The sequence below is a fragment of the Janthinobacterium sp. TPC_1 genome (assembly GCF_056037845.1).
This window is the reverse complement of record NZ_CP195157.1, coordinates 2,527,242-2,544,625: the sequence shown is the minus strand read 5'-3', so window position 1 is coordinate 2,544,625 and position 17,384 is coordinate 2,527,242. Positions and strand designations below refer to the sequence as shown.

At 62.0% G+C, this 17,384-nt stretch carries 11 protein-coding genes, 1 other RNA gene and 5 pseudogenes; 2 read left to right on the top strand and 15 right to left on the bottom strand.

What is annotated here, in order from left to right; translation table 11 throughout:
• The 5 genes and pseudogenes from ACQVLG_RS12500 to rnpB all read right to left on the bottom strand — a co-directional run bounded on the left by ACQVLG_RS12500 (nt 1) and on the right by rnpB (nt 4,467).
• Nucleotides 1-1,790: pseudogene (locus ACQVLG_RS12500) on the bottom strand (peptidoglycan D,D-transpeptidase FtsI family protein).
• Nucleotides 1,790-2,059 (bottom strand): cell division protein FtsL, encoded by a 270-nt coding sequence (gene ftsL, locus ACQVLG_RS12495; RefSeq protein ID WP_010394930.1) that lies wholly within the window; start codon nt 2,057-2,059, stop codon nt 1,790-1,792. The pseudogene ACQVLG_RS12500 and the gene ftsL overlap by 1 nt, the downstream one beginning before the upstream one ends.
• Nucleotides 2,056-3,026 (bottom strand): annotated as a pseudogene (gene rsmH, locus ACQVLG_RS12490) (16S rRNA (cytosine(1402)-N(4))-methyltransferase RsmH). Before rsmH ends, ftsL begins: the two are co-directional and overlap by 4 nt.
• Nucleotides 3,026-3,463: a division/cell wall cluster transcriptional repressor MraZ gene (mraZ, locus tag ACQVLG_RS12485; RefSeq protein ID WP_474294822.1), complete on the bottom strand. Its 438-nt coding sequence runs from the start codon at nt 3,461-3,463 to the stop codon at nt 3,026-3,028. Before mraZ ends, rsmH begins: the two are co-directional and overlap by 1 nt.
• Before the next feature lie 664 nt (nt 3,464-4,127).
• An RNA gene (rnpB, locus tag ACQVLG_RS12480) (RNase P RNA component class A) lies at nt 4,128-4,467 on the bottom strand.
• Between the two features lie 170 nt (nt 4,468-4,637).
• On the opposite strand from rnpB, the pseudogene ACQVLG_RS12475 reads away from it, so the two are divergent.
• Nucleotides 4,638-6,404 (top strand): annotated as a pseudogene (locus ACQVLG_RS12475) (thiamine pyrophosphate-binding protein).
• A gap of 72 nt (nt 6,405-6,476) precedes the next feature.
• Here the strand turns inward: ACQVLG_RS12475 and ACQVLG_RS12470 are convergent.
• The 10 genes and pseudogenes from ACQVLG_RS12470 to ACQVLG_RS12425 form a co-directional block, all read right to left on the bottom strand.
• Entirely contained in the window at nt 6,477-7,016 is a 540-nt protein-coding gene (locus ACQVLG_RS12470) for a hypothetical protein (RefSeq protein ID WP_474294820.1), read from the bottom strand.
• Nucleotides 7,017-7,166: 150 nt separating this feature from the next.
• Nucleotides 7,167-8,264 (bottom strand): porin, encoded by a 1,098-nt coding sequence (locus ACQVLG_RS12465; RefSeq protein ID WP_230541488.1) that lies wholly within the window; start codon nt 8,262-8,264, stop codon nt 7,167-7,169.
• Between the two features lie 975 nt (nt 8,265-9,239).
• Nucleotides 9,240-9,677, bottom strand: a complete 438-nt coding sequence (locus ACQVLG_RS12460; RefSeq protein ID WP_474294818.1) for a nuclear transport factor 2 family protein — start codon at nt 9,675-9,677, stop codon at nt 9,240-9,242.
• On the bottom strand, nt 9,674-10,441 hold the full coding sequence (locus tag ACQVLG_RS12455) for an SDR family NAD(P)-dependent oxidoreductase (RefSeq protein WP_474294816.1): 768 nt from the start codon (nt 10,439-10,441) through the stop codon (nt 9,674-9,676). The genes ACQVLG_RS12460 and ACQVLG_RS12455 overlap by 4 nt, the downstream gene beginning before the upstream one ends.
• Nucleotides 10,438-10,998 carry a DUF3833 domain-containing protein gene (locus ACQVLG_RS12450; RefSeq protein ID WP_230541491.1) on the bottom strand — a complete coding sequence of 187 codons (561 nt, stop codon included), beginning with the start codon at nt 10,996-10,998 and terminating at the stop codon, nt 10,438-10,440. The genes ACQVLG_RS12455 and ACQVLG_RS12450 overlap by 4 nt, the downstream gene beginning before the upstream one ends.
• 55 nt (nt 10,999-11,053) lie before the next feature.
• Nucleotides 11,054-12,274, bottom strand: a pseudogene (locus tag ACQVLG_RS12445) (MFS transporter); the annotation flags it as partial.
• Nucleotides 12,271-12,819 (bottom strand): chalcone isomerase family protein, encoded by a 549-nt coding sequence (locus ACQVLG_RS12440; RefSeq protein ID WP_474294814.1) that lies wholly within the window; start codon nt 12,817-12,819, stop codon nt 12,271-12,273. The pseudogene ACQVLG_RS12445 and the gene ACQVLG_RS12440, both read right to left, overlap by 4 nt.
• A gap of 2 nt (nt 12,820-12,821) precedes the next feature.
• Nucleotides 12,822-13,985, bottom strand: coding sequence for a class I SAM-dependent methyltransferase (locus tag ACQVLG_RS12435; protein ID WP_474295635.1), 1,164 nt, complete (start codon nt 13,983-13,985; stop codon nt 12,822-12,824).
• 61 nt (nt 13,986-14,046) lie between these two features.
• Nucleotides 14,047-14,844 (bottom strand): DUF1365 domain-containing protein, encoded by a 798-nt coding sequence (locus ACQVLG_RS12430; RefSeq protein ID WP_474294812.1) that lies wholly within the window; start codon nt 14,842-14,844, stop codon nt 14,047-14,049.
• Nucleotides 14,834-16,145, bottom strand: a pseudogene (locus ACQVLG_RS12425) (NAD(P)/FAD-dependent oxidoreductase). The gene ACQVLG_RS12430 and the pseudogene ACQVLG_RS12425 overlap by 11 nt, the downstream one beginning before the upstream one ends.
• 193 nt (nt 16,146-16,338) lie before the next feature.
• On the opposite strand from ACQVLG_RS12425, the gene ACQVLG_RS12420 reads away from it, so the two are divergent.
• On the top strand, nt 16,339-17,334 hold the full coding sequence (locus ACQVLG_RS12420) for a MerR family transcriptional regulator (protein ID WP_474294810.1): 996 nt from the start codon (nt 16,339-16,341) through the stop codon (nt 17,332-17,334).
• Nucleotides 17,335-17,384: the final 50 nt, after the last annotated feature.

The following is a 17,384-nucleotide window of genomic DNA, read 5'->3' as shown; positions in this document are numbered from 1 at the left end:
TCACATGGCCTCCGGGCCGGCATTGGCCGGGACCACGATTTCGGTAACGGAGGAATCGGGCGGTACGTTCATCGCGCGCAGCGCGTTGGTCGCAATCGCCGCGAAAGCGGGAGCGGCGACCTGGCCGCCATAGTGGGCGGGGCCGGTCGGTTCATCGATCATCACGGCAATGATGAAGCGCGGCGCCGACATCGGTACCATGCCCACGAAAGAGCCGATGTATTTGCGCGGCATCGCATAGCGGCCGTTTTCAACTTTATAGGCGGTGCCGGTCTTGCCGCCCACGCGGTAGCCGGCAACCTGGGCGCGCTTGGCCGAGCCGTGCGCGCCGGAGACCACCAGTTCCAGCATGGCGCGCATTTCGGCGGCCGTCTTCGGCTTGATCACTTGCTGGCCCACGGGCAGTTCATTGACCTTCTGGAACGACAGGGGAATCGTGTCGCCGTCGCGCGCGAACATCATATAAGAGCGCGCCAGCTGGATCAGCGACACGGAAATGCCGTTACCGTAGCTCATGGTCGCCTGTTCCACCGGACGCCATGATTTATACGGACGCACGCGGCCGGCCACGGCGCCGGGGAAGCCCCATTTCGGCTGCTGGCCGAAGCCGACCTTGGTAAACATTTCCCACATTTCCTGCGACGGCATGCCCAGCGCGATTTTCGAGGTGCCGATGTTCGACGACATCTCGATGATTTCGGAGACATTGATCACGCCGTGCGGCTTGGTGTCGGTGATCGTGCGGTCGGCGATGGTGTAGCGGCCCGGGCCCGTGTCGATCAGGGTAGTCGGCTTGACCCGGCCCGTGTCGAGCGCCAGCGACACCGTGATCGGCTTCAGGGTCGAACCAGGCTCAAAAGTATCGGTCATGACGCGGTTGCGCAGCTGCTGGCCCGTGAGCTTGCGGCGGTCGTTCGGGTCGTAGCTCGGGTAATTGGCCAGGGCCAGCACTTCGCCCGTGTGCACGTCGAGCACCACGGCGCCGCCCGCCTTGGCATTGAATTTTTCCACCGCTTCCTTCAGCTGCGTGAAGGACGATGTACGATGTACTGGATCTTGCTGTCGACGGACAGGGTCAGGTCCTTGCCGTCATGCGGTTCGTGGATGAAGCCGATGTCTTCGACGATGTGGCCCAGGCGGTCCTTGATCACGCGGCGGCTGCCGGTGGTGCCGACGAGGGTTTTCTGCTGCGCCAGTTCCATGCTTTCCTGGCCCACGTCTTCCACGTTGGTAAAGCCCACCACGTGGGTCATCACTTCGCCCTGCGGATAAAAGCGCTTGTATTCCTTGCGCTCGTCGATGCCGTCGATGCCCAGCTTGGAAATCTTGTCAGCCACGTCCATCTCGACCTGGCGTTTCAGGTAAACGAAGCTGCGGTCCGAATCGAGCTTCTTGCGCAATTCGTTGACGTTCATTTCCAGCAGGCCGGCCAGCGCATTGATTTTTTCAGGGGACGCCTGCAGCACGTCGTCGGGAATGGCCCAGATGGCTTTCACGGGGACGGACGACGCCAGCACCTGGCCGTTGCGGTCGGTGATCTGCCGCGCGCGTGGCCGGCAGTTCCAGCGTACGCTCGTAGCGCGCCTTGCCCTGCTTTTGCAGGAACTGCGTCGACACGCCCTGCAGCCACAGCGCGCGCGCGCGCCCAGGCCGGCGAAAGCGAAGAACAGCAGGAACAGCACGACGCGCGAACGCCAGACGGGCAGGCGCACTGCCAGTACGGGATTCTTCGAGAATGGCACGCCTTTCGATGCCGCCACCCGGCCGTTGCTGTTACCGCCCAACTTCATTATTCGCCCTCCGTCAGGTATTGCGTACGCGCCGCCGTCAGCGGCGTCATGCTCAGGTCGCGCCGTGCAATCGCTTCGATGCGTTCATGCTTGCCCAAGGTGGACTGGTCCAGCTGCAGCTGCGCCCAGTCGATGTCGAGCTGGCGCGACAGCGCTTGCGCGCGCTCCAGGTCGATCAGCAGGTGGCGCGACTGGTACTGCGCGTTCACCAGCGACAGGCCGCAGCACACCAGCAGGGCCGACAGCACGACACACAGCTTGCCAGTCATCGGGCGCCGCCACTGACTGGGATGGGCAAACGCTGCGCCACGCGCATCACGGCCGAACGCGAACGGGGATTGCCCTCGATCTCGGCGTCGGACGGCTTCATCTTCGAAATCAGCTTCATTTCCGGCTGCGGCAAGTCGACCGCGCGGATCGGCAGGCGGCGATCCGGCTGCTCCACGTTCGCCTTCGAGGCGAAGAAGCGCTTGACCATGCGGTCTTCCAGCGAATGAAAACTGATCACCGCCATGCGCGCACCGGGCGCCAGGCAGGCATATGCCTGGTTCAAGCCGATCTCGAGATCCTCGAGCTCTTTGTTAATGAAAATGCGTATGGCCTGAAAGGTGCGGGTAGCGGGGTCCTTACCCTTCTCGCGGGTCTTGACGGCGCCTGCCACGATGCCGGCAAGCTGTCGTGTGCTTGAAATTGGCTGGACTGCCCGGCCAGCAACAATCGCCTTTGCAATCTGAAAAGCAAACCGTTCTTCCCATAATCGCGTATCACTTTCTCTAAATTCTGCTCGGTTTCCACCGCCAGCCATTCGGCCGCGGAGATGCCGCGCGTAGTATCCATGCGCATGTCCAGCGGCCCGTCGTTGCGGAAGCTGAAACCGCGCGCCGCGTCGTCGACCTGCGGCGACGAGATGCCCAGGTCGAGCAGGATGCCGTCCACCTGCTGCACGCCGCGTTCGGCCAGGCTGGCCGTCATGGTGGCAAAGCTGTCATGGACGATGTCAAAGCGAGGGTCGCCGATCTGTTCAGCCGTGGCGATGGCCTGCAAATCCTTGTCGAAGCCGATCAGGCGCGCGTCAGCGGCCAGGCGCGACAGGATCAAGCGGCTATGGCCGCCGCGGCCAAACGTGCCATCGACGTAAATGCCGTGCGCGCGGTCGCCCGACAGGTCGAGCGCATCGACCGCTTCATCGAGCAGCACCGTGCGATGCTGAAATTCCGGCACCGTGAGTTGTGTCATTACGGAGCCTTAGAAAAAAAATTGGAAAGTACATCGGGGGTGCCGGCATCGATCGCCTGCTGTTCTTTGTCGGCCAACTTGGCGGCATCCCATATTTCAAAGTGGCTGCCCATGCCGATCATCATGACTTCGCGCGCCAGTCCGACGGCGTTGCGCAATTCGGGCGAGATCAGCACGCGGCCGGCCGAGTCCAGCTCGACGTCGACGGCGTTGCCGAGGAAGATGCGCTGCCAGGCGCGCGCCGACATGGGCCAGGCGGCGATTTGCTGGCGGTGGCTTTCCCACACGGGACGGGGGAAAAACAGCAGGCAGCCATCGGGGTGTTTGGTCAGGGTCAAGCGGCCTTCGCATTGAATCGACAGCGCGTCACGGTGCTTGGCAGGGATAGACATCCTGCCTTTGGCATCGAGATTGATTGCGGACGCGCCTTGAAACACGGAAGACCTTTTTTTGAGCTTGGCTTGCGACGCTTGCGCATCACGATGAAAAGGGAAAATTTCCCACAAAAACACACTTTTTCACACAGTTGCCCACTTTAGAGGAAGCAAAGATAGTGGTCAAGCGGTTTCCGATTGGCAAAACAGGAATTTTATTAATGAAATTAAGGACTTAGCGCATATCGTTGAAGGAGTCTCAAATAAAAATATATCGATAAATTAGATACTTATGAAAGATAGTGAATGTGCTACCTCATCTGCACACATGTGTTTTCCTACCGTAAACATCGAAAAAAACGAAATCGGAAAATTGAATTTTTTACAGTTAGTTGACACATGACAATACTTTCGTCATCCAGGCACAACAGCAATCAGTCCCAGCGAAAGACTTGGTTTAAAGCAAAAGAAATTCGCCCATGGCGCGCATCGGCCCTGTTTTCCGGGGGCTGGCCTGCTGCGGGAAAACTATTTTTGCAATGCAGCAATTAATTGGAAGCAAGAAACTTTAACCAATTGTCCACTTTAGTTGTATATACAACTTTATCTTGATTGCTATATTTTTAGAAACAAAAAAAGCCCCATTGCGGGGGCTTTTTTGGGCGGCGCGCAGCTGGCAAAACGCTGCGGGCGAGATACTCCATGGCAAGCCAGGAAGCAGGAATTCAAGTGAAGCAGGCCGGTAGGCCGGATTTTGTTACGGCGCCTTCCCTTGCAGGTCGGCGCTATGACAGTCATTCCTCTAGGCGCCAGATTACTCGGGCGCTCAAGCTTTCTACCCGCACGCTCCGCGAGCAGCATCATCGCGTGCCTATTTGAAATTGCACCAGGTGGAGGTTACCGCGTTTCACCGTAACTTAATACGCTCGTCTCTGTGGCCCTATTCCTCGCCTTATACCTTGCGGCTTTCAGCGGACGGCCGTTAACCGTCACCCCGCTCTATGGAGTCCGGACCTTCCTCCCGCCAGCGCATTGCTGCGCCAGCCAGCGACTGTCTGGCCTGCTTCACCCGCCATTGTACCGCGCCGCAGCATGTTTCTGCAAAAAGGCCTGCGCAGGAACGACACCGCTCGCCGGGTCCCTCATCGGGCCACGGCCCGGGAGATTGTGTAATTCGGTGTCGCCATTTCAAAAGCCGGGCCAAATCGGCTCACATAGAATGGGGCAAGCTGCTTGCATGCAGGCGCATGCGCACCGCTTGCCCCACTTCTTTGCCACCCACTAGAATATAAAGAGCCGAACATGACGCAACAACCCCGTACCGGCGGCCAGATCCTGGTCGATGCCCTGCAGATCCACGGTGTCGACACCGCCTTTGGCGTGCCTGGCGAAAGCTACCTCGACGTGCTCGACGCCCTGCACGATTCGGGCATCCGCTTCATCATCAACCGCCAGGAAGGCGGCGCCGCCTTCATGGCCGAAGCCTACGGCAAGCTGACGGGCAAGCCGGGCATCTGCTTCGTCACGCGCGGACCGGGCGCCACCAACGCCTCGATCGGCGTGCACACGGCCTACCAGGATTCGACCCCTATGATCCTGTTCATCGGCCAGGTGGGCAACGATTTCATCGACCGCGAAGCGTTCCAGGAAATCGACTACCGCCGCATGTACGGCCAGATGGCCAAGTGGGTGGCGCAGATCGACCGCGCCGAGCGCATCCCCGAATACCTGGCGCGCGCCTTCCAGGTGGCCACCAGCGGCCGGCCCGGCCCCGTCGTGCTGGCCTTGCCGGAAGACATGCTCATTTCCATGGCGACTGTCGCCGACACGCGCGCCTACCAAGCCGTGCAGGCGGCGCCGTCGGATGCGCAACTGCAGCAGCTGCGCGCCATGCTGGCGACGGCCAAGCAGCCGCTGGTGTTGCTCGGCGGCACCACCTGGACGCCGCAGGCCTGCGCCGACCTGCAACAGTTTGCCGAAGCGAATCACTTGCCCGTCGCCTGCGCCTTCCGCTTCCAGGACTTGCTCGACAATGCACACCCGAACTACATCGGCGACGTCGGCATCGGCATCAACCCGAAACTGGCCGCGCGCGTGAAAAATGCCGACCTGGTCATCGCCATCGGGCCGCGCCTGGGAAATGACGACGGGCGGCTACACCCTGTTCGACTCGCCCGTGCCGCGCCAGCGCCTGGCGCACATCCATACGGATGCCGAAGAGCTGGGCAGCGTCTACCAGGCTGAGCTGATGATCAACAGCGGCATGCCGCAGGTCTGCGCCATGTTGGCCGCCATGGCTCCCGTCGATGCTTCCGCATGGAAACATACGCCGGCCGAAGCCAAAGCCGAGCTGGCCGCCTACCAGGAGCAGCCGCCCATCTTCCAGGATGGCCAGGCGCCGCTGGACCTGTGGCAAGTCACGCAGGACATCATGGCGCAGGCGCCCCTGGATACCATCCTGACGAATGGCGCCGGCAATTACGCCTCGTGGGCGCACCGTTTTTATCGCTACGGCGGCATGCGCACGCAACTGGCGCCGACGAATGGCGCCATGGGCTACGGCGTGCCGTCGGGCGTGGCGGCGAAGATCGTGCACCCGGAGCGCACCGTCATCACCTTTGCGGGCGACGGCGAGTACATGATGAATGGCCAGGAACTGGCCACGGCAGTCCAATACCAGGCGGGCGTGGTCATCATCGTTTTCAACAACCAGATGTTTGGCACCATCCGCATGCACCAGGAACGCGACTACCCGGGCCGCGTGTCGGGCACGACCCTGCACAACCCGGATTTTGCGACGCTGGCGCAGGCGTATGGCGCGCATGGCGAAGTGGTGAATACGACGGAAGAGTTCGCCCCTGCCCTGCAACGGGCGCTGGCGCACGCCAGGACCAACAGCTTGCCAGCCCTGATCGAACTGCGCTACGACGGCAACCTGATCACGCCGAACGCGACGCTGGCCACCATCCGCGCGAATGCGGAAAAGGCGCAAGCGGCAAAATAAGCCACTTGCAAGGCTGAAAATGGCAAAGGCCCGGTCAATACCGGGCCTTTTTCATGCGCAAGTCACAATAACTCAGGCGGCAGGCGCCTCGGCGCCGTCTTGCGCCGGCACCTGCGCTGGCGCTTCCGGCACCGGCGGACATGGCGTGCAGTTTTTCAGCGGACGGCCGAAATCGCGCACGCGGCTCAGCTTCATGGGCATGCGCACGTTGCCGCCGCAGTAATCACCTTCCAGGGTCAGGGTCTGACCATCCTTGGAAAACTTGCCGACGATGGTGCGCTCTTCGCTGTCGGGGCTGGCGATGGTGAAGTCGAAGGCGCCCGTGGCGGCATCGAGGTTGACGTCGTTGGCCACGATAGGCCAGCTCAGGGCGCCGGCCGTAAATTCATAGATGACGGAATCGGCCTCGGCAAAGCGGTGCAGGGTCACGCGCTGGCCGCCGATTTCGCCGCTGTCCTTTTGCAGGCACAGGTCCGAGTAGACGGCCACGCCGTAGCGTTCCAGTCCGGCCGGCTTCTTGCCCTTGACGGCGGCGGCAACGGCGCCCGTGGCGCCAGCGAACAGCAGCGCGGCCAGCATGGCGGCCAGGCGCGGCGATGGGTATGAAGACATGGCATTCCTTTACTTGAATAACGGCGTCATTATAACTGGCGCCGCACATGCAAAAACGCGCCGCCAGGCCGAAGCCAGACAGCGCGTTTCCTTGCTTGCAGCATCCCCGAAGGGATGCCGTAGCGGTACTAAGCTTCGCTTGCGCGAATATTAGAACGAGTGACGAACACCAACGTTGAAGGCTTTGTCGCCCGTACCAACATTGCTGTTGTTACCAACGGTGTAGCCAGCGTTGTTTTTGTTCGAGATCTTGGCGTACGAAGCGTAGGTGCTGGTGCGCTTCGACAGAGCGTACGAGTAGCCCAGTGCGAACTGGTTCGCATCGGCGTTCAGGCCCGATTTGTCGTTCACGTGGATAACCGAAGCCATCACGGTGCCGGCTGGACCAACTGGTACCGTTGCGCCGATCAGGGCGGTGGTGCTGTCATCGCTGGTCTTAGCCGAGGTGTAGTTGAATGCATTCAGGTCGCCGTTGTTACGCAGCGAGCTGTTTGCACCTTTGTTGATGCCGTAGGCAGCGTACGCTTTCGCTACTGCGAAGTCGTAGTTTGCGGCTACCAGCCAGTTGCGTGCGCTACCGCTTTCGACAACAGCGGTGTGAGCATTGTTCGCTACGTCGTTCGACGTGGTGTTGTATGCCAGGCGTGCATTCAAAGGACCGTTCGAGTAGCCAACCGACGCGCCGATTTGACGACCGATTTTGCTCGACAGTGCATCTTCGTTGCCTTTGTTGGCAGCGCTGTACGAAACGTCAGCATCGAAGCCGCTGAAGTTAGGCGACGAGTACATTACGGTGTTGCTGGTACGGGTCGTGTTCGCTGGGAACAAGTTCTTAGCGGAACCAGCGTAGCCAACTGCGAATGGATCAGCAACTTTCGACAGGGTGTTGTACCAAGGGGTGTATTGACGACCCAGGGTCAGGGTACCGGTCGTTTTGCTGCTCAGGCCTACGTAGGCTTGACGGCCGAACAGGCCTTCGTTAGCGTTTTGCGCGCCGGAATCAACGTTGAAACCCGATTCCAGAACGAACAGTGCCGACAGGCCGCTGCCCAGATCTTCGGTGCCTTTGAAGCCCAGACGGGAAGCCGAAGCTACGCCGCTGTCGATTTTGTTAACGTTGCCGTTAACACCGCCGCGCTCGCTGACGAAACCAGCGTCAACGGTACCGTAGATAACAACGCTCGATTGAGCTTGGGCTACGCCAGTGGCTGCTGCCAGAACTGCCAGGGTGATCAGAGTTTTTTTCATTGCGATTTCCTTTAATTTTGAAGCAAAAAGTAATACAGCCTATGCATCTCGAGCTGCGCTCTAGCAGAGCGCTTTTTATGAGTGAGGGCAAGGTCTCCACCTGCCACATTGCTGTTCCGGTCAGGGGAACAATTCATATCGGTATCGGCACGCTATTGCGCCGATAAGCTTGAAGGCTGCAGAGCGACCGTATTTTCGTGCGCCGGTTCGGTGCTCAAAGGGCACCGGAAGCGGCACTATAACGACCGTTTCACATTCCATCAAGTTCCAACATGTTACTTCCGGTACCAGGCCGAGGGCTTTTTCAGGCATCCCGACCATCGCCAACCGTACTACGCGACAGAGCCAGTGCCCCTTGCCAACCAATGCATTGGCCTGATTGACCATTCCATCATAGCGCATGCCTAGTCGACACCCGTTGTATTAGTGCAACAGTATCAGGCGCATGATGAAAACGTCAACATGCTTCACCCATCATTTACCGTCCACGACTTACACGACAAAGCGTGCAATTTGTAAGGTGATAATGGATAAACGGGACGAAGCATACACGGCATCGCCAAAGTTTGCTGCCGGACGCACAAAAACGGGAAATTTTGCGCCCTGTTTTGGTGCGTTGCCGCATTATTCAGGGGCGTAGGCGCCAATTCCGACGTCGGCGCAAGAATCAGAAAAATAGGCAGAGTATCAACACAATTACTGACTTTCCGGTAATTTAAATTGCTCACATAGAAATGTTTTCCATGTTTTCCAGTCAACGCCGCAGCGCGCCGATTTGAACGGATGAGGACGACTCTTGCTTGCAAATTGCACATCAGTTGAAACAATTTCTTACAATGTTGCCTTCTCAATATTTTGACATATTTGTGTCAAAAAAAACGACACATTGACCGAAATCAAGTTTTCCGCAGCCCCATTCCACATAATTTACTTTTTCTTTTTCGCATTTTTTGCTTAAAAGCATCAAGAAACAGCTTAACGCTGGCCTGCGCGCCGCAGCATGCGCATGAAAGGGCCCAGCAAAGGCAGCTTTTCATACAATTCTTCCGCGACATCCCAATAATCGCGGTGCAAGACCACCCGTCCCTGCGCATCGAAACGCACATGTGTTGCGCCACGAATACATTGTTCGCCAGATACCAGGCGTTTCATGCGAAAGCGAAACTCCCACGTCAGGAAGGCTTGCTGCCCCTGCCCCATACTTTCCAGCACGACAAACCGGGGCGCATCGACTTGCACGAACATATGCTCGAAGATGGCGAGGATGGCGGCATGGCCCTGCACCTCATTGAACGGGTCCTTAAAAAGGGCGTCCGGTGCATACACGGCGCCCAGCTGCGCCAGGTTTTCGATGCTCAGGTGTTCGTAAAACGCCACCAGGCGCGCCAGCGGGCCATCTATGCTTGCGCTCATAGTCCCGTCACCTTGCGGATCAGCCAAAAATAGGCGCGGTACGGCAACAGCCGTGCCAGGCGCATGGTATTCGTGAAGCGTTTGGGGAAATGGATGTGGAACTGGCCCCGCTCAATGCCGTCGAGCATGGCGGCGGCCGCATCCTGCGCCGTCATCAGAGCCGGCATGGTGAAATCGTTGCCTGCCGTCAAGGGCGTGGCGACAAAACCCGGGTTGATCTGATACACGCCGATGCCGCGCGGATGCAAATCCAGGTACAGCGACTCCGTCAGGTTGATCAGCGCCGCCTTGCTGGCGCCATACGCGAGCGCCTTGGGCAAGCCGCCATAGCCGGCCACCGAAGCGACGATGCCGATGCCGCCACTGCCCTGGCGCAACAGCCACGGCAAGGCTTGTTCCAGGCAATGGAAGACGCCGCCCACATTCAGGGCCAGCAAGCCCTGGGCCGCCTCCAGGTCAAAACTATCGGCGCGCATGGCTTGATAGCCGCCAGCCACCACCAGGATCAGGTCGACGTGCGGCCACTGCTGCATGAGTTCGGCGCACGCGGCCCGCACTTGCGCGGGCTGGGTGATATCGAGCGGCAAGGCCTGCGCCAGCGGCTGTCCCTCGCACAGCTGCTCCAGGCTGGCGCGATGGCGGGCCGACAAGGCCACGCAGGCGCCCTGCTGCAGCAGCAAGGTGGCGCAGGCGGCGCCGATGCCGCTGGACGCACCGATGATCCACACGCGCTTGCCTGCCCAGCTGGTGATCTTGCGATTCATGGGGCCGCCTGCGGGCGTTTGCTGAACGATAAAGTGACGGCGCCCAGGCTGAAACCGAACTTGCTCATGGCGGCGCGGTTGAGCATGACCTTGTCATCCATCAGGAACATCCAATCCTCGAAGTCGACGTGATACACCGTGCCATCGACGGGCAAGGCCAGCACGTATTGCCAGCGCAGCGCATTGCCGGCCACTTCGCCGACAGCTTCCCCGATGACGTCGGGCGCCGTGCCGATGAAGCGTCCGGGCGCCGTCTTGCGCAGGGTCCACACGCGGCGCTGCCTGCTGCCGTCGGCATACGTGAAATCTTCGTCCAGGGTGCCCGTCTCGCCCGCCCAGCTGGCGCGCATCACCACCGTGAAGCGTTTCACGACCTTGCCGGAGCGGTCCTGGAAGATGCCGTGGGCATCCAGCGTACCGTTGAAGTACTGCTGCAAGTCCAGCTTGGGTGTTTCCTGCGCGTACGAGGCTGGCAGGGGCGGCGTGGAGCAGGCGGCCAGCGCCATCAGCAAGGCGGCGGCCGTCATGCCGCGTGTATACAATGTCATGAGGCGCATGCGTGATTCTCCCGATGTTCGCTATGTTCGCTATATATAGTTGCAGGGGCGCGCGCCACAGCAGCAGCGCCGCCAGCAGTTTCAATATGCAGGGCAGCAAGGCGTACGCGGCGGACAGGGCCGGCAAGCCGCCGCTCCTCCCGGGCACATAGCCAAGCCAGGCCAGCAGGGGCAAGGCGATGCCGGCCGCCAGCGCCAGGCTCATTTGCACGCCCCAGTTCCACCAGCCGAAATACGCCGCTTCATGCCGTCCGGCATGGCCAGCCGCGCCGATCAGCCCCGCCAGCAAGGCCGGCGGCAAGGCCAGGTCCGCACCCAGCGCCAGGCCCGACAGCAGGCAGATGGCGGCAAAACCCCAGGCGGCGCCCGCGCCCAGGCCATACGCCCAGACAAACACACTGGCGGCCAGCAGCATGGCGCCGCCCCAGGCGCGCGCCTCGCCAAAGCGGCGCGCCAGGGCTACCCACACGGGCATCGAGGCGGCCGCCGCGCAAAAGTAGACGATCAGGAAGGGGCCAGCGTAGTGGCCCAGGCGCAGATAATCGCCGGCAAAGAACAGGAACAGGGTGGCGGGGATGGCGGCGGCCACGCCATTGACAAGCAAAACGGCGAACAGCCAGCGGAACGCGCGCTGGCGCAATGGCAGCCGCCAGCCGCCACGGGACGCTGCCGCCGTGACGGCGGACAAGGCCGGACGCGGCGCGCGCGCCAGCAGCAGCGCGCCCGCCGCCAGCAGGCAGGCGGCAAAGGCCAGCGACAAACCGTCATAGCCAAGCACGGAAGTCAGCCCGGCCGCCAGGATCACGCCAAGCAAGCCGCAGCCTTCGCGCACGGCCGCCACGCGCGCCCGCTGCGTGGGCGCCTGGCTCAGGGCCGCGCCCCAGCTCTGGTGCGCGATGCCGGCCAGGCCATAGGCGGCGTAGACGAGCAGCAAGGCGGCCAAAAACCAGACCAGGGTAGCCGCTTCCTGCATGGCGGGCGGATGAAACAGGGCGCCAAAACCCAGCAGCAGCAAAGGCAGCGCGGCGCCGACATACACGGCATAGCTGCGCCCGCCACGCGCCATCCAGGCACCCAGGGCCGGATCGATGAAAGCGGCGGCGATGCGGGCCGCCAGCAGCACGGCGCCGATCTGCGCCAGGTCAAGACTGCTGCGCTGCGCATAAAACGGCGCCACATAGATATAGATGGGCAGCGCCAGCATGGCCAGCGGCAAGCCGAACAAGCCATAGCTGAACAGGGCGGGCAAGGTCAATGCGCTGGCCCCGGCGTTCATGGCAGCGGCGCCGCACTCTGCAGCAAGGCCGCGCGCAGCTTGGGCGCCGTCGACTCGGGCGACAGCCAGATCGCAAAAAACGCGCGCGCGAAATCGCCATCGCTCACATCGGCCAGCACCTTGCCATCGAGATAAAAGCGCACGCCGGGCGCGATGCCGGCCCGGTAGGCGCCCGCGATGCGCTGGTCCTCCTTGACGTCAGGAAAGATACGCTGCATGGTGGACAGCCAGGCCAGGCGCTGCTCCGGCGTGCCGGCGCCGATTTTCTGCATCTGTTCATAACTGGCCTCGGCGATCTTCTTGCCGTCGAGCGCGCGCGCATAGCGCAATTCCAGCACGAAAGGCGCCGTTGCCGACGCCGCGCCCTGGTAGCCGTTCGCACCCACCCACAGTTGCGCCCGATAAATACGCATGCCGAACCACGTGTATTCGCCCTCGCCCGCCAGCCGGGCCTCGGGCACGTCGGCGGCGACAAAGGCCGGCGGCGCGGCCATGGCACTGGATATGCTCAACGACAACACGATAATGGCAAGCCAGCGGCGCATGGTCAGTCCTTGATCAGGGTAAATTGCATCACATCCGTGTTGTGCGCCTGGAAGGCGGCCTCGCAGTATGCGAGGTAAAACTCCCAGGTCAGCAGGAAACGGCCATCGAAACCCTGTTTTTCCAGCGCCGTGCGCTGGGCCAGGAAGCTGGCGCGCCACTGGCGCAGGGTTTCCGCGTAATCGAGGCCAAAGCGGAAGGCGTCCACCACGCGCAAGCCCTGCGCCTCGGCGGCGCGGCGAAATTCCATCGGCGAAGGCAGCATGCCGCCCGGGAAGATGTATTGCTGGATGAAATCCGTGCTCTTGCTGTAGCGCTCGAACAAGTCATCGGCGATGACGATGGTCTGGATGCAGGCGCGTCCGCCCGGCTTCAGGTTGCGCGCCACGCAGGCGAAATAGCCGGGCCAGTAGCTTTGCCCCACAGCTTCGAACATTTCGATCGAGGCGATGGCGTCGTACTGGCCATGGCTGTCGCGGTAATCGCACAGCTGCAAGTCGGCCTGCCCTGCCAGCCCCGCATCCCGCAGGCGCTGGCGCGCATACGCCAGTTGCTCCGTCGACAAGGTCAGGCCCGTCACATGGGCGCCATAGCTGCGCGCCGCCGTTTCCGCGAAACCGCCCCAGCCGCAGCCGATTTCCAGCACCTTGGCGCCTGGCTGCAGCTGCAGCTGGTCCGCGATGCGCCGGTATTTGGCTACTTGCGCCTGCTCCAGGCTGGCGCCTTCGGTAAACAGCGCGCTCGAGTACGTCATCGACGGGTCCAGCCACAGCTGATAGAAGGCGTTGCCGATGTCGTAATGGGCGTGGATATTCTTCTTGCTGCCGGCGCGCGAATTGCGGTGCAGCAGATGGCGCACTCTATATAAGAGGTTGCCCCACCAGTTGCCGTAGATCAAGGATTCGATCTGTGCGCGGTTGCGTATCATCAATTCGATCAGGCCCGGCAAATTGTCCGTGCGCCAGTCGCCGGCGATAAACGTTTCCGCGAAGCCGATGTCGCCCGAGCGCAGCACGGCGGAACACAGGCGCCAGTTGTGCAAGTCCAGGGTGACGGGCTGGCTGCCGTCGCCGTACAGCAAGACGCTGCCATCGGGCGTGCGCAGACGCAGGGCGCCATATTGCAGTTTTTGCAGCAGGCGCACGATCATGCGCGCGCTGGCGGGCATGTCCAGATGCACGGGGCATACGCTGCTGCGCGCATGCAGACCGGTCGGCAGGAATCGGAACTCATCGGGACACCTTTTCTTGTGGGGGAAGGGGTTTGCTGAAAAACGGCACGCGGCGCAGCCACAGGCGCAAGGCTTGCCAATGGATGCGCGCCATCACGCCGAACGTCATCAATGGGTAGCGCAGCAAGGCCCAGGCGATGGCGCCATCGCGCAGCGGCTGCGCCGTGCCGGACAAGCTCGTCTGGAGCAATGGGCCGTCGAGGTCGTCGTAATCGACCCGGGCCAGGTGGCGCTCGCCGCCCTGCTCGCTGTTGCGCAGGAAACGGAAGCGGTAATGGCCTTCCACCTTGCAAAATGGCGACACATGGAAAATTTTGCTGGCTTGCAATTCGCTGCCATAGGCGATGGGCCCGCCCTGCTCGAGCAGGTACAGGTGGCGCTCGCCGAAGGTATTGCGCACGTCGCAGACCACGGCCCGCAAGGCGCCATCCGGACGGTGGCAAAACCAGAAGCTGACGGGATTGAAGACGTAGCCGAACATGCGCGGCATGGTTTGCAGCCAGATTTCGCCGCCCGCGTCCAACACGCCATGCTGGCGCAGCAAGCCGTCGATCCAGTCCAGCAGCGGCGTGGTTCCGTCACCATGGTCGCCGTCGCGGAAGGACAGCAGATTGGCGCCATTGCGCGAAATCAAGCGTGCCGGGAAATCCTGCATCCCCATGCTGCGCAAGGGCAGGCGCAGATAAAACATGCCGTAAGCAAAGGCATGCACGCGCGGGCGCAGGCGCGCATGGTGCACCCGCCCCAGGCACAGCTGGGGCTGCGGCTGGGACGGCTGAGTGCGATCACGCGGCACGGCCGAGCTCCGCCGCCGCCATGCCGTTCAGCGCTTCGGCCACCGCCAGGCCCGACTTCAAGCCGTCTTCATGGAAACCATAGCCCGTCCAGGCGCCCGCAAACCACGTGTGCTGCGCGCCCTGGAAAGCGGCCAGGCGCGCCTGGGCGGCAATGGCCGCGCCATCGAACACGGGATGCGCGTAGGGAAAACTCGTCGATCACCTTGGCCGGATCGGGTTCGTCGAGCGGATTGAGCGAAACGAGGACGGGCGTATTGAAGGGCAAGGGCTGCAACTGGTTCAGCAAATAGTGCACGCATACCTGCGGCGCCTCGCCTTGCGCGGCCGGCCTGCCCTGGTAATTCCAGGCCGACCAGGCGCGGCGGCGCTGCGGCAGGCAGGACGCATCCGTATGCAGCACAGCCCGGTTCGGCTGGTAGCGCACGGCTTCGAGCACGCCGCGTTCGTCGTCGCGGATGTCCGCCAGCAGGGCCAGCGACTGGTCGCTGTGGCAGGCGAGCACCACGTGGTCGGCATGCTCGACGCCGGCGGCCGTGTGCAGTTCGATCATGCGCGCGCCGCCGTGGGCTTGGCGGCGCACGGCCAGCACGGGGCACGCCAGGCGCTGCTGCGGGATGCCCGCCAGCAGTTTTTCCACGTACACGCGCGCGCCGCCCCGCACCGTGCGCCACTGGGGCCGGTCGCTCACTTGCAGCAAGCCGTGGTTGTGGCAGAAACGGATGAAGGTGGCCAGCGGAAAGGCCAGCATCTGGCGCGCCGGGCACGACCAGATGCAGGCGGCCATCGGCAGCAGATACCAGTGGCGGAACTCGTCGCCATAGCCGTGCAGGTCGAGGAACTCGCCCAGCGGCATGGCCGGCGCCGGCACGCTGGCCGTGGCCAGGGCGCTGGCTTGCCGGTTGAAACGCAGGATGTCGCGCAGCATGCGCAGGAAGGCGGGGCGCAGCAGATTGCCGCGCTGGGCAAACACGGTATCCAGATTGGCGCCCGCCCATTCCAGCACGCGGGCGCCGGACGAGGCGCCCAGCGGCATCTTCACGGAAAACGACATGTCGCTGTCGGCCGCCTCGACACCGAGTTCATCAAACAGTTGCACCAGGTGCGGATAGGTGGCGTGGTTAAACACGAGAAAACCCGTGTCGACGCCATGCGTGACGCCATCGAGCGTGACATCGACAGTATGGCTGTGGCCGCCAAAGTAGTCGCCCGCCTCGTACAAGGTGACATCCTGGCCCGCCTGCGCCAGGCGATAGGCACACGACAAACCGGCAATTCCCGCTCCGACGACAGCGATTTTCATAACAGTATCCGTATCAAGTTTGTCCAGGACAAAACAATATTCAATCAAATATTGATTTATGTCAATGAGGGCGCGAGCCGCTCAGAAACTTATACGCGGACCATTTCCAATCGGATTCAGCTATTTGGCCCCGGGGCGGCGGAAGGCGTAAAATGCATGCCACGTTCTTCCGCAAGCGAGCAAAAAACCTGGTATGGATACTGACCTGCAAGCACTGCCCCTCCCTACCGCCTTCAGCATCAGCGACGTCGAGCGCGATACGGGGCTGGCCAAGGAAACCTTGCGTGTCTGGGAGCGCCGCTACGCCTTTCCCCAGCCCCAGCGCGACGCCTTCGGCGAGCGCAGCTATCCGGCCGAGCAAGTGCAAAAATTGCGCATGATCAAGCGCCTGCTGGATCTCGGATTTCGTCCGGGCAAAATCATGCAGCACAGCACTGTACAACTGCAGCAACTGGCCAGCGCCGGCAGCGCGGCGCCGCCCGCGCCGCAACCGCAGCTGGCACATTACCTGGCCCTGTGCCGCGGCCACCAGATGGCGGAACTGGGCGAGGCCCTGCGCCAGGCGCTGGCCGTGCTGGGCTTGAAAAGCTTCACCATCGACGTCATCGCGCCCCTGACGGGCATGGTGGGCGAAGCGTGGGCTTGCGGCGACCTGGCCGTGTATGAAGAGCATCTGTATAGCGAAACCTTGCAGACGGTAATGCGCCACGCCATTTTTTCCCTGCCGCAAGCAAGCAGCCCGTCCACGCGCACGCCGCGCATCGTCCTCAGTACCTTGCCGCAGGAGCGCCATGGCCTGGGACTGCTGATGGCCGAGGCGCTATGCGCGGCGGCCGGCGCCCATTGCATGTCGCTGGGAGTGGAAACGCCGCTGACGGACATCGTCGCGCGGCTGCCCGCGCGCAGCGGGCCGACATCGTGGCGCTGTCGTTTTCCAGCGCCAGCAAGCAGCGGCAAACGCGCGACAGCCTGCAGCAGCTGCATGCAAGCTTGCCACCAAGCATGGAATTGTGGGCTGGAGGACGCAGTCCCGTGCTGTACAAGCAGCCGCCCTCGTTCCTGCATGTGCTGGACTTGCGGCAAGTCGACGAAAGCATCGCCGACTGGCGCCGCCGCCATCAGGCGCTGGCCCTGCAAACCCATTGATCCGGCTGGAAAGCGCGGCAACTGCGGCGATCTCCGTGGATAGCCGCGCAATGTTGCCAATCGAACAGTAAAGCATGAAGGGCCGGGCGCGCT